Source organism: Dactylosporangium sucinum, assembly GCF_014647515.1.
Classification (GTDB): Bacteria; Actinomycetota; Actinomycetes; order Mycobacteriales; family Micromonosporaceae; genus Dactylosporangium; species Dactylosporangium sucinum.
In genome coordinates, this window is record NZ_BMPI01000060.1 from 43893 (window position 1) to 55262 (window position 11370).

General features: G+C 70.6%; 8 protein-coding genes. 7 read left to right on the forward strand and 1 reads right to left on the reverse strand.

Annotation, left to right across the window (positions count from 1 at the left end; translation table 11 throughout):
• Positions 1 to 78 precede the first annotated feature (78 nt).
• Positions 79 to 336, forward strand: a complete 258-nt coding sequence (locus IEZ31_RS42155) for a hypothetical protein (protein WP_190255743.1) — start codon at positions 79 to 81, stop codon at positions 334 to 336.
• Between the two features lie 169 nt (positions 337 to 505).
• Here the strand turns inward: IEZ31_RS42155 and IEZ31_RS42160 are convergent, their stop codons facing one another.
• Positions 506 to 1531, reverse strand: coding sequence for a LacI family DNA-binding transcriptional regulator (locus IEZ31_RS42160; RefSeq protein ID WP_190255744.1), 1026 nt, complete (start codon positions 1529 to 1531; stop codon positions 506 to 508).
• A 176-nt stretch (positions 1532 to 1707) separates the two neighbouring features.
• Between IEZ31_RS42160 and IEZ31_RS42165 the strand changes: the two genes are divergently transcribed.
• From IEZ31_RS42165 to IEZ31_RS42190, 6 genes are all read left to right on the forward strand, one after another.
• Positions 1708 to 3516 (forward strand): glycoside hydrolase family 127 protein, encoded by a 1809-nt coding sequence (locus tag IEZ31_RS42165; protein ID WP_229836567.1) that lies wholly within the window; start codon positions 1708 to 1710, stop codon positions 3514 to 3516.
• Positions 3517 to 3576: 60 nt separating this feature from the next.
• Positions 3577 to 6834 carry a discoidin domain-containing protein gene (locus IEZ31_RS42170; RefSeq protein WP_229836569.1) on the forward strand — a complete coding sequence of 1086 codons (3258 nt, stop codon included), beginning with the start codon at positions 3577 to 3579 and terminating at the stop codon, positions 6832 to 6834.
• Between the two features lie 4 nt (positions 6835 to 6838).
• A complete protein-coding gene (locus IEZ31_RS42175) occupies positions 6839 to 7858 on the forward strand; it encodes a LacI family DNA-binding transcriptional regulator (RefSeq protein WP_229836570.1) in 1020 nt (339 codons plus the stop codon).
• An 87-nt stretch (positions 7859 to 7945) separates the two neighbouring features.
• Positions 7946 to 9166 carry an ABC transporter substrate-binding protein gene (locus tag IEZ31_RS42180; RefSeq protein WP_229836573.1) on the forward strand — a complete coding sequence of 407 codons (1221 nt, stop codon included), beginning with the start codon at positions 7946 to 7948 and terminating at the stop codon, positions 9164 to 9166.
• Positions 9167 to 9515: 349 nt separating this feature from the next.
• A complete protein-coding gene (locus tag IEZ31_RS42185) occupies positions 9516 to 10442 on the forward strand; it encodes a carbohydrate ABC transporter permease (RefSeq protein ID WP_190255746.1) in 927 nt (308 codons plus the stop codon).
• A 1-nt stretch (position 10443) separates the two neighbouring features.
• Positions 10444 to 11223, forward strand: coding sequence for a carbohydrate ABC transporter permease (locus tag IEZ31_RS42190; RefSeq protein WP_190255747.1), 780 nt, complete (start codon positions 10444 to 10446; stop codon positions 11221 to 11223).
• The last annotated feature ends 147 nt before the right edge of the window (positions 11224 to 11370 follow it).

The following is an 11370-nucleotide window of genomic DNA, read 5'->3' on the forward strand; positions in this document are numbered from 1 at the left end:
CGACCCTCGCCGACGGCACCCGCCCGGGCGAGCGGCCCGAGCTGGCCGGCCCTGGTCGCCGCGCTCGCCGCCGACCCGATGGGCGACCTCACCGGCCGCCTCGGCCCGTCGCCGACCCTGCCGCTGCGCGACCGGGTCCTGCTCGTGCGGGCCGAGCTGGCCGGCATCGCCGCCGAGGCCGCCCGCATCGGCCTGCGCCTGCACGGGCACCCGCACGCCACCGACGTCGGCACCTGGCTGTCCGGCCTCGGCGCCGGCGTCGACCAGGCCAGCCGGTCGGCCTGGCTCCCGGTCGCCTACCGCACCGGTCCGGCGGCCGATGGGGAGGACGCGTGATCTCGCGGCAGCTGCTGGAGGCGGCGGTGGAGGCGGAGGCCCGGTACCGCCGGGCGCTGCACACCCTCGATGCGGGCACTGGCTCATGATCGATGGAGCGTTCCGGCTGTGATGGCAACCGGAATGCTCCATCGATCATGGAACTGGAACGCCGCCCCGAGGCGCGCGGTCAGCGGGGGGCCGGGGCGACGCCGGTGGACTCGCGGACGACCAGGCGGCCCGGCTGGCGGATCACGCCGCCGTGGCGGTCGCCGTCCAGGGCCGCGAACAGGTGCTGGACCGCCGTGGCGCCGAGCTGCTCCAGGTTGAGGTCCACCGTCGTCAGCGGCGGGCGGCACTCGGCCGCGAAGACCTCCCAGTTGTCGTAGCCGACCACCGCGACGTCGTCGGGCACGGTGCGGCCGAGTTCGCGCAGGGACTCGGTCACGCCCGCGGCGATCTGGTCGCTGCCGCAGAAGATGGCGTCGACGTCCGGGTGGGAGGCCATCAGGCGGGCCGTGGCGTGCCGGCCCCAGCGCTGCGACCACTGGCCGAAGAGCGGCTCGCCGACCAGCGGCAGCCCGACGTCGGACAGCACCGCGGTCAGGGCGGCGGCGCGGTCGCGGGCCGCGCGGTACGAGTGGTCGCCGGTGATGTGGGCGATCCGCCGGCGGCCCAGCGAGACCAGGTGCTCGGCGGCCAGCCGGGCGCCGCCCGCGTCGTCGGCCACCACCGAGAGGTCGGCCGGGTCGTCGGACTCGCAGTACGCGTAGACGACCGGGACGGGGATGTCGCGGGTCAGCGACGGCCGCAGGTCGTTGGCGTCGCCCAGGATGATGAAGCCGTCGACCTGCCGGGCCAGCAGCGTGCGGATGTAGTGCTGGCGGCGGATCGAGTCGCCGCGGGCGTCGCACAGCAGCACGCTCATCTGCTCGTTGCCCAGCGCGTTCTCGGCGCCGAGCAGGACCGGGATCGCGAACCGGGCGGCCGACAGCTCGTCGGTCAGCAGCCCGATCGTGCGGGTGTTGCCCGAGATCAGGCCGCGGGCCAGCACATTCGGCTGGAACGACAGCTCCTCGGCCGCCTGCTGCACCCGGCGGCGGGTCGCCGGGGCGACCTCGTCGCGGGCGTTGAGTGCCTTCGACGCCGTCGCCACCGACACGCCCGCCCGCTTGGCGACGTCGGTCAGCGTGACCTGCGCCCGTTTCCTGCCCACCGAAGCCACACTGCCCCCCGAGAGCTGCTGCCCTCCGAAAATATTTCGGCGAGCATAGCCGGCCAGGCGCCACTGTCACAACGTGGACTCTCCAAGGGAAGAGACCGTTGACACACCGGTAACGGACGGCCAGAATCTCCGAAAAGGTTTTCGAGTTTTTCGGAGAGGCGGTGGCGGTGACAGCCATCCGGGGACCGGTCGTGCCCTCACGCGGCGCGCTGCGGCCCGTCGGCCTGCACCAGGTGCGGATCACCGGCGGGTTCTGGGGGCAGCGCCAGGCGGTCAACGGCACCGCCACGGTGGAGCACTCCCGCACGTGGCTGGACCGGCTGGGCTGGACGGGGAACTTCGTCGAGCCGATCAGCCCGGTGCGGCGCGGCCGGGAGTTCTCCGACTCCGAGGTGTACAAGCTGATGGAGGCGCTGTCCTGGGAGACCGGCCGGCCCGGCGGCACCTCGCACGCCGCGCAGCTCGCCGAGCTCACGGCGCTCGTCGCGGGCGCCCAGGCCGGGGACGGCTACCTGCACACGGCGTACGGGCGGCCCGGCCAGCCGCCGCGGTACGCGGACTTCAACTTCGGCCACGACCTGTACTGCGCGGGCCACTTCCTGCAGGCGGCCGTCGCCGGCGCCCGGACCGGCGCCGCGCCGGAGCAGCTGCTCGACATCGCCCGCCGGGTCGCCGACCACGTCTGCGTGCGCTTCGCCGACGAGGGCTTCTGCGGCCACCCGGAGGTCGAGACCGGCCTCGTGGAGCTGTTCCGCGTGACCGGCGACGAGCGCTACCTCGACCAGGCCCGCAAGTTCGTCGAGCGCCGCGGCCACCGCAGCCTTCCCGAGCACGAGTTCGGGTGGCGGTACTTCCAGGACGCGATCCCGGTCCGCGACGGCGAGGTGTTCCAGGGCCACGCCGTGCGCGCCCTCTACCTGGCCGCCGGCGCGGTCGACGTGGCCGTGGAGACCGGCGACGACGACCTGCTGGCCGCGGTGGCCCGGCAGTTCGACCGCACCCTGGAGCGGCGCACCCACATCAGCGGCGGCATGGGCTCGCGGCACCTCGACGAGAGCTTCGGCGACGACTGGGCCCTGCCGCCCGACCGCGCCTACTCCGAGACCTGCGCCGGGGTCGCCACGATCATGCTGGCCCACCGGCTGCTGCTGGCCACCGGCGAGCTGCGCTACGGCGACATCGTCGACCGGGTGCTGCACAACGTGGTCGCGACCGCGGTCGCCGACGACGGCCGGTCGTTCTTCTACGCCAACACCCTCCACCAGCGGACCCAGACCGAGGTGCTGCCGCTCGACCGCGAGCAGCTGCGCTTCGGCGGCGGCCCGCGGGCGCCGTGGTTCGAGGTGTCCTGCTGCCTCAACAACGTCGGCCGCTTGGTCGCGTCGCTCGGCACCTACCTGGTCACCGAGGACGACGGCGGGGTGCAGCTGCACCAGTACGCGCCGATGCGGGTCGAGGCCGGCGGCATGGTGCTCGACGTCGACACCGCCTACCCGGACCAGGGCGCCGTCACGATCACCGTCGTCGAGGCGCCCGAGACGCCGCGCACGCTGACGCTGCGGGTGCCGCAGTGGGCCGGCGGCGGAACCCGGCAGCACCGGGTGAGCGAACCGAACCAGCAGATCCGCGTGGAGCTGAACATGCGTCCGCGCTGGACGTTCCCCGACCCGCGCGCGGACGCGCTGCGCGGGTGTGCCGCCGTCGAGGTCGGGCCGGTCGTCATGTGCGCCGAGTCCGTCGACCAGGAGGACGGCGTCTCGCTCGACGAGCTACGGGTCGACACGTCGGTCGCACCCGAGGCCACGGCGGTGAAAGGCCGCCGGATCCTGCCCGTCGCCGGCGGCTGGCCGTACCGTGGCGAACCCCAGACCGCCGAACAGCCCGATCCCGTCGTGATCCCTCTCGTCCCCTACCACCGCTGGGCCCGCCGGGGCCCGTCGACGATGCGGATCTGGCTGCCCACCACTCCGTCCTGACCCGAACTAGGAGGTGACGCGATGCCACACCCCCGCTGGAGATCCAGACTGGCACTCGCGTTGACGACCGTCCTCACCGGATCCCTCGCGGCCGTGACGCTGACCGCCACTTCGGCGTCCGCGGCCCAGACCATCGGCTACCCCACGTTCAGCGGGCCCGCCGTCCCGCAGCCGCCCGTGGGGCTCAGCACGGGCAACACCATGCAGGCGATCTACGACGCGGAGGCCGGGGGCACCGACTTCTGGATGGACCGGCTGCTCGCCCGGCCCGGCAACGACCCGGCGGGCACCTGGCTGATGAGCCGCGGGCGTGCGCTGTTCATGAAGACGCACACACCCGGCACGCTCGGCTTCGCCGGCCAGGTCGCCTACTGGGAGAGCATCAGCAACGCGAACGCCTTCACGGTCACGGCGTCGCCCGGCACGTTCACCGAGCAGGTGAGCTCCCGCTGGCAGGCGCCGAGTCACTGGAAGAGCGTGCACACCAGCGGCAGCATCCGCATCGACCAGACGAAGTTCATCACCAACAACAACGTGGCGGTCGCCAACCTGGCGATCACCAACAGCGGCAGCTCGTCCGCGACCATCACGCTGCGGGCGACGTCGCCCTACGCGACCAGCGGCAGCGGCAACGAGCTGACCGGCCAGGTCAACGTCAAGAACAACCTCACCACGCTGTACCCCCGGCTGTCCGGCGACGGCTTCACGGTCAGCAGCGGCGGGCTGAACCGGTCGGTGACGGTCGCGGCCGGCGCCACGGTCACCACCAAGGTGCTCATGGGCTTCGTCGCCAACGAGATCCCGGCGTCGCTGACCGAGTACAACACGTACAAGGGCTACACGGCCTCCACCGCGTTCGCCACCCACGTGCGCGACTACAACCGCTGGTGGGCGCAGAACGTGCCCTACCTGGACGTCCCCGAGCCGGCCATCAAGAAGGAGATCTACTACCGCTGGTGGCTCATGCGGTTCAACTTCCTCGACGCCGACATCCCCGGTCAGGACTTCCAGTTCCCGATCCCGGTCGAGGGGGCGCTGGGCTACAACAACGCCATCGTGCTCACCCAGCCGATGCACATCGACGACCTGAAGTACCTGCGCAACCCGGCCCTGTCCTACGGCTCGTGGGTGTCGGCCGGCCAGGTGTCGAAGGGCGGCCGGTTCATGGACAACCCGGGTGACCCGGAGAACTGGTCGAACAGCTACACCCAGTACATCGCCGAGGCGGCCTGGCGCAGCTACCAGATCCACGGCGGCCAGCCGGCGATCGCGGCCAACCTGGCCAAGTACGCCGAGGGCGACGCGAAGGGCCAGCTCGCGTACTACGACCACAACAACAACGGCCTCATCGAGTACGACTGGGGCGCGCTCACCGGCAACGACGCCGACGCCGTGTCGTTCCACTGGCGCTCCGGCAACCTCGACCGGGCCGAGTCCGCCTACGTCTACAGCGGCGCCCTGGCCGCGGCCCAGGCGTACACGGCGATCGGCAACACCACCAAGGCCGCCGAGATGCAGGCGATCGCGGACCGGGTCCGCAACGGCATCGTGACGTACCTCTGGGACTCGACGAACAAGCTCATCGAGCACCGGCACGTCGGCACGAACACGCTCGTGCCCTGGAAAGAGATCAACAACTACTACCCGTTCTCGGTCGGCGCGATGCCCAACACCGACGAGTACAAGCAGGCGCTGCGCCTGTTCGCCGACCCGGCCGAGTACCCGATCTTCCCGTTCTTCACCGCCAACCAGAAGGACAAGGCGGCGGCCGCCGCGGCCGGCCAGCCCGGCAGCAACAACTTCTCGACCATCAACTCCACCGTGCAGTTCCGGCTCTACTCGTCGGTGCTGCGCAACTATCCGAACCAGTGGATGACGGTCGAGGACTACAAGAAGCTGCTGTACTGGAACGCCTGGGCGCAGTACATCGGCGGCAACACCCAGTGGCCCGACGCGAACGAGTTCTGGGCCGACTGGAACGCCGGCACGAAGACGATCGACTACCGGTCCTGGATCCACCACAACATCCTCGGCAGCAACAACTGGACCGTCATCGAGGACGTGATGGGCCTGCGGCCGCGCAGCGACAAGCTGGTCGAGCTCAGCCCGCTGAACATCGGCTGGCCGAACTTCGCGGCCAACAACCTGCGGTACCGCAACGCCGACCTGAGCATCGTCTGGGACGACCCGGCCGACGGCGTGGTGAAGTACAGCGGCATCCCGCAGGGCTACTCGATCTTCATCAACGGCACCCGGGTCGCCACCATCGACCGCCTGGCGCCGATGACGTGGAACCCCGACACCGGTGCGGTCACGACGAGCGCGACCGTGCAGTTCAGCGCGGCCTACTCGGGCCTGCAGTCGCCGACCCAGGTGACGCAGAACAGCACCCAGATGGTCGACATGTTCAACAAGGCCGGCGTCGACCTCACCGCGAACCTCACCAACTACGCGCAGGGGGTGTCCACGACGGCGTCCTACACCGCCTCCGGCACCGCCGGCGCCAACGCGGTCGACGGGTTCCCGATCAACGAGCCGATCTGGGGCACCTACGGCTCGCCGAACGCCACCGACTGGCTGGAGCTCAACCTCGGCCAGGCGCGGACGGTCGACGAGGTCCGGCTGTGGTTCCGCAACGACCGGGCCACCAACCGGTACCGCCAGCCCAGCTCGTACCAGGTCCAGTACTACAACGGCAGCGCCTGGGTGAACGCGGCGTCGCAGGTCAAGACGCCGTCCAGCCCGCAGGCCAACTACAACGTGGTCCGGTTCACCGCGGTCAACACGACCCGGCTGCGGGTGCAGGTCACCCACGCCTCCGGGTTCAAGACCGGCCTCACCGAGGTGAAGGTGTACAACCGCGGCGGCACCAGCGAGCCACCGCCGACCGGCGGCGGGAACCTCGCCACGAGCGCCACGCCGTCCGCGTCGTACACCTCGTCGTGGGAGTCCGTGGCGGCGCTCAACGACGGCATCGACCCGCCGTCGTCGAACGACACGGTCAACCCGAGGTGGGGGACCTGGCCCAACACCGGCGAGCAGTGGGCGCTGCTGACCTGGTCGTCCGCGCAGACGCTGAGCAGCGCCGACGTGTACTTCTTCGACGACAACGGCGGCGTGCGGCTGCCGGCGTCGTGGAAGCTGCAGTACTGGAACGGCACCGCCTACGTCGACGTGGCCGGATCCTCCGGGTATCCGACGGTGATCAACCAGTACAACCACGTCACCTTCACCCCCGTGAGCACCACAAGGCTGCGGGTCCTGCTGCAGAGCGGAACGCAGTCCGTCGGGCTCCTCGAAGTGAAGGCGTTCGGGTAGCGCGATGACGGAGGTGCGGAGGCCGCCGGCGATGCGGGACGTCGCCCACCTCGCCGGGGTCTCCCACCAGACCGTGTCGCGGGTGGTCAACGACCACCCCAACGTGCGGTCAGAGACCCGGGAACGGGTCCTGGCGGCGATGCGGAAGCTGGACTACCAGCCCAACGCCGCCGCCAGGACCCTGGCGACCAACCGGTCCCAGACGATCGGGCTGGTCACCTTCGACACGACCCTGTTCGGGCCGTCCTTCATGGTTCACGCCATCGAGCGGGCGGCCCGGGAGGCCGGCTTCTTCGTCAGCATCGCGAGCGCCCGGGAGCTGGACGTGGCATCGGTACGGGAGGCGATCCGCCGCCTGCGCGAGCAGTCGGTCGAGGGCATCGTCACGCTCGCGCCGGTCGCGGCCGCCTGGACGGCGCTCGGCCAGGTCCCCCTCGACGTCCCGATCGTCGCCGTCGGCATCGACGGCGACAGCCATCCGGAGGTGCCGATGGTCGCGGTCGACAACGCCGCCGGCGCCGCCCTGGCCACCCGCCACCTGATCGAGCTCGGCCACCCCACCGTGTACCACGTCGCCGGCCCGGCCGACTGGCCCGAGGCGCGCGAGCGGGAGGCCGGCTGGCGGGCGGCGCTGGAGGACGCCGGCCGGCCGGTGCCGGCGCCGCTGCCGGGCGACTGGAGCGCGCAGTCCGGGCACGCCGCCGGCCTGCGCCTGGCCGCCGACCCGTCGGTCACCGCGGTGTTCTGCGGCAACGACCAGATGGCGATCGGCATGCTGCGGGCGCTGCACGAGGCCGGCCGGACCGTGCCGCGGGACGTCAGCGTGGTCGGCTTCGACGACGTGCCCGAGGCGCCGTACCTGCAACCCCCGCTCACCACCGTCCGGCAGGACTTCGCCGAGCTCGGTCGCGACAGCCTGAACCTGCTGGTCACCCAGATCTCGACGGGCGTGCGCCGCACCGGTCAGCACCGGTCGGCACCCAGCCTCGTCGTGCGCCACAGCACCAAAGCCCTTGCGCAATGAGAACGCTCACAAGCATCGTGTGTCATCTGGGAAGGGAAGAGGACCTTGAAACGCTGGATCGGTAGCACTGTCGCTGCCTTACTCGTCGTGAGTGCTGCGGCCTGCGGCGACGACACCCCATCGACGTCCGCGTCACCGGACAGTGGCGCCACCATCACGCTCTGGACGCGGGCCGCCACCGAGTCCATCTCGAAGGCGTACGCCACCGCCTACAACGCCACGCACAAGAACAAGGTGGAGGTCACGGCGTACCCCAACGAGGAGTACCCGGCCAAGCTCGCCTCCGCCGCCGGCGCCAAGGCGCTGCCCGACCTGTTCGCCTCCGACGTCGTGTTCGCACCCCAGTACGCGTCGCAGGGCCTCTGGCTGGACATCACCGACAAGTTCGGCGCCCTCCCCGTCAAGGACAAGGTGGCCCCCGCCCACGTCCGCAACGGCACCTGGAAGGGCAAGAACTACGCCGTGCCGCACACGATCGACATGTCGGTCATGCTGTACAACAAGGACCTGTTCAAGCAGGCCGGCCTCGATCCGGAGAAGGCGCCGACCAACCTGACCGAGTTCGCCGACGCGGCCCGCGCGGTCGACAAGCTCGGCGGCGACATCAACGGCACGTACTTCGGCGGCAACTGCGGCGGCTGCAACGTCTTCACCCTGTGGCCGTCGGTCTGGGCGGCGGGCGGTGACGTCATGAACGAGGACGGCACCGAGAGCAAGGTCAACGGCAAGGAGATGTCGGAGGTCTTCGCGCTGTACCGCAAGCTCTACGAGGAGGGCGTCGCGGCCCCGGCGTCGAAGGACGAGGCCGGACCGACCTGGCTCGGCGCGCTGCAGAGCGGCAAGATCGGCATCGCACCGGCCCCGTCGGCCTGGCTCGGCCTCATCGAGGAGAAGGCCACCTTCAAGCTCGGTGTGGCCCCGATCAGCGGCATGACCGGCGGCGAGTCCACGTTCGTCGGCGGCGACGCGATCGGCATCGGCGCGACCAGCAAGCACTCGGCCGAGGCCTGGGACTTCCTGGCCTGGACCCTCGGCGACGAGGCCCAGGTCGAGGTCGTGGCCAAGGGCAAGGGCGTCCCGGTGCGCACCGACCTGGCCGAGAACAAGTACTCCTCGTCCGACCCGCGCGTGGTGAAGATCAACAGCCTGATGGGCAAGGGCAAGACGCCCTACGCGAAGAACTTCAACGCCACGTACAACGACCCGCAGAGCCCCTGGGTCACCGCCTTCCGCGGCGCCCTGTTCGGCGACGCCAAGAAGTCCCTGGACGACGGCGCCACGGCGCTGACGGCGTCCCTGAAGAAGTAACCGCGTTCGGCCCGCCCCCGCCGTCCGGGGGCGGGCCCCGAGCCGAACCGCGCGCGATCTTGGAGTTGTGGTCCCGAACTTACGTTGATATATCCGATATTTCGGCGATCACAACTCCAAGATCGCGGGGGAGGGAGGGGCGGGTGCGCCACCGACCACCACGGTGCTCGCCCCGCTCGGGGCGGGCCTCCCGACCGCAGCGCTCGCCCCGCTCGGGGCGGGCCTCCCGACCGCAGCGCTCGCCCCGCTCGGGGCGGGCCTCCCGACCGCAGCGCTCGCCCCACCCGGGGCGGGCCAACCACCGGAGCAACCGCCCCCGCCAGGGAGCGAGCCCCCGACCGGAGCGAAGATGACCTTGCTGGCCCCCGCCAAGCCGCCCGCTGTCACGGCGGCACCCGCCCGGAGACGCCGCGACACGAGACGGTGGATCGGTGCCCTCTACGCCGCTCCGACGGCGTTCGTGGTCGGCATGTTCTTCGTCGTCCCGCTGGGCCTCGTGGCCTGGATGTCGCTGCACCACTGGCCGCTGCTCGGCCCGCCCGAGCTGAACGCGCCCGAGAACTACGCCGCCCTCTCCGACGACGACCTGCTCGGGACGGCCGCGTGGTTCACCCTGAAGTACACCGTCGTCGTCACGGTCCTGTTGTTCGCGCTCTCATTCGGCCTCGCGCTCATCGTGCAGCACCGCTCCCGCGGCGTGGGCCTGCTGCGCACCGCGTACTTCCTGCCCGCCGCGGTCGGCTTCGCGAGCGCCTCGCTGCTGTTCCTCGGCATGCTCAGCGACGAGATCGGCCCGGTCAACCGGATCCTGGAGGCGGTCGGCCTGCTCGACGGCTACGTCTCGTGGACCAGCGGCAGCCCGAACACGGCGCTGGGCTCCGCCGTCGGCCTCGTGCTGTGGCGCTTCGCCGGGTTCAACATGCTGATCCTGCTCACCGGCCTGCAGGCGATCCCGGTCGAGGTCTACGAGGCCGCCCGCCTCGACGGCGCCACCGCCTGGCAGATCTTCCGGCGCATCACGGTGCCGCTCATGCGCACCACGATCGCTCTCGTGCTGACCCTCATGGTCACCGGCTCGCTGCTCGCCTTCGACCAGTTCTGGATCCTCACCCGCGGCGGGCCCGACAACAGCACCACCTCGCTCGTCATGGTCATCTACCGCGAGGCGTTCATCGAGCTCGACCTGGGCTCGGCCGCCGCCATCTCCGTGGTGCTGCTCGGCGTCCTCATCGTCTTCAACGTGGTGCAGCTCGGCATGCTCCGCAGGAAGGGCTGACATGAAGAAGCTCACCGCGGCGGCGCTCGCCATCCTGTTCCTGTTCCCGCTGCTGTGGAGCGCCTGGGCGTCGTTCCGCACCCCCACGGGCTTCGGCCTGGAGAACTACTCGCGGCTGTTCACGTCCGACAACGGCATCCGCTTCGAGCACGTGTTCAACAGCGTCGCCGTCTCGGTGCTCACCGTCGGCGGCACGCTGGTCGTCGCCACCCTGGGCGGCTACGCGTTCGGCCGCTTCCAGTTCCCCGGCAAGAACGCGCTGTTCCTGCTGACCCTGGCGATCCTCATGGTGCCCTACGCGACGATTCTCATCGCGCTGTACGTGCTGCTGGGCTGGATCGGCCTGGAGGACTCCCTCGTCGGGCTCAGCGCCGTGCTCATCATGTTCCAGCTGCCGTTCTCCATCTTCATGATGCGCAACTCGTTCGAGGCCATCCCGAAGGAGCTGGAGGAGCAGGCGCTCATCGACGGCTGCTCCAGCTTCGGCATCCTGACCCGGGTGATGCTGCACGCCGTGCGGCCCGGCCTGGTCACGGTCGGCCTGTTCGCGTTCCTGACCTCGTGGAGCGAGTTCTTCGCCCCGCTCATCCTGCTCAACTCGACCGACAAGTTCACCATGATGCTCGCCGTGGTGAACATGCGCACCGCCTCGTTCGGCGCCATCGACTACGCCGCGCTGGAGGCCGGCGTGACGTTCATGGCGGTGCCCTGCCTGCTGCTGTTCCTGTTCCTGCAGCGCAGCTACGTCCGCGGCTTCATGTCAGGCGCCCTGCGCGGCTGACGCCGCCCCTCGCGCGTTGATCTTGCACTTGTGGTGCCAGGACACGCCGTCGATGTCCGGGTTTGTCAGGCACCACAACTGCAAGATCGGCGCGGAGTGAACACGGCACGGACCGGGCCGCCCATCGACGGGCGGTCCGGGGACACC